The organism is Photorhabdus sp. RM322S (assembly GCF_042879395.1).
Taxonomy (GTDB): domain Bacteria; phylum Pseudomonadota; class Gammaproteobacteria; order Enterobacterales; family Enterobacteriaceae; genus Photorhabdus; species Photorhabdus khanii.
Genome location: NZ_JBHFKW010000136.1, coordinates 1 through 941, shown reverse-complemented (window position 1 = coordinate 941; position 941 = coordinate 1). Strand labels below are relative to the sequence as shown.

The window sequence follows — 941 nt, the reverse complement described above, 5'->3', positions numbered from 1 at the left end:
GACGTCAGCGAGTCCGCTATATCAGGTAACGTTGTGGTGAAAAATTTGAAGATTTTGTCTCGAAATTCATGTTTATCCGCGAAATAACGGTTATTTCGAACATGTTCATTCATGACCTTCCATAATCGCTCTATTGGGTTTAAATTTGGGCTGTATGGCGGAAGGTAATGTAATTCAATATTGCTAACATAAGCCCACTCCTTCACAAGATGAGCTTTGTTGTAACCCGCCCCATCCACAATAAGATGAATTTTTTGATGATAGTCAGGATAAGACCTTCTTATTTCATTGAAAAAACAGCAAATGTTGTAGTCATTGATGGTTTGATATTCCTGGAACACCGTACGACCAATGGCATTCAGGTTGAGGGCGCCCAATAGATTCAGGCGAGTTCGGCTTCCTGTTGTTTTGACTGTTTTTTTCTCACCTTTTCGCATCCAGCCATAACCGAGTTTGGTGCCTTGAGTCGGGTGAACCGCGTCAAGAAAAAGGATGGGTTCGTCTTTCGCTGTGACTTTAAGATTTTCATAATACTCAATAAATTGTTGCTGTTTTTCTGCGTCGAATTTATGAGGGACGCCACACGGTTTTTTATAAGAAAAACCCTGACGGTGTAGCCATTTATTCATGCCGGGAATGCTAAAGGTCATATTCCAGAGCTGAGCGACATAGGCCACGATTTCATGGGTGTGATGGAAAAGATGTTGAGATAAGTGGTTGATTAAAAAATCAGTTTGTTCTCGGGAAAGTAAACTGTCAGACCCCCCATTACCCGATTTAAGTTTACCGTGATTAAGGTAATCACTGATATGGCGGTCAACCGTGGTCTGATGGAGTCGCAATGCCTGGGCTATCATCACAGAACTCCACCCTTCAGAAGCCAGAAGGATAGCTTTTATTCTGTCTCGTACTTGACCATCGCGAGTGGTGTCGTGAAGACG

1 protein-coding gene is annotated in these 941 nt (G+C 42.6%); it reads right to left on the bottom strand.

The annotated features are described in order from the left end of the window. On the bottom strand, positions 1 to 941 hold a 941-nt coding region (locus tag ACGF63_RS22920), incomplete at both ends, for an IS630 family transposase (RefSeq protein ID WP_387633386.1).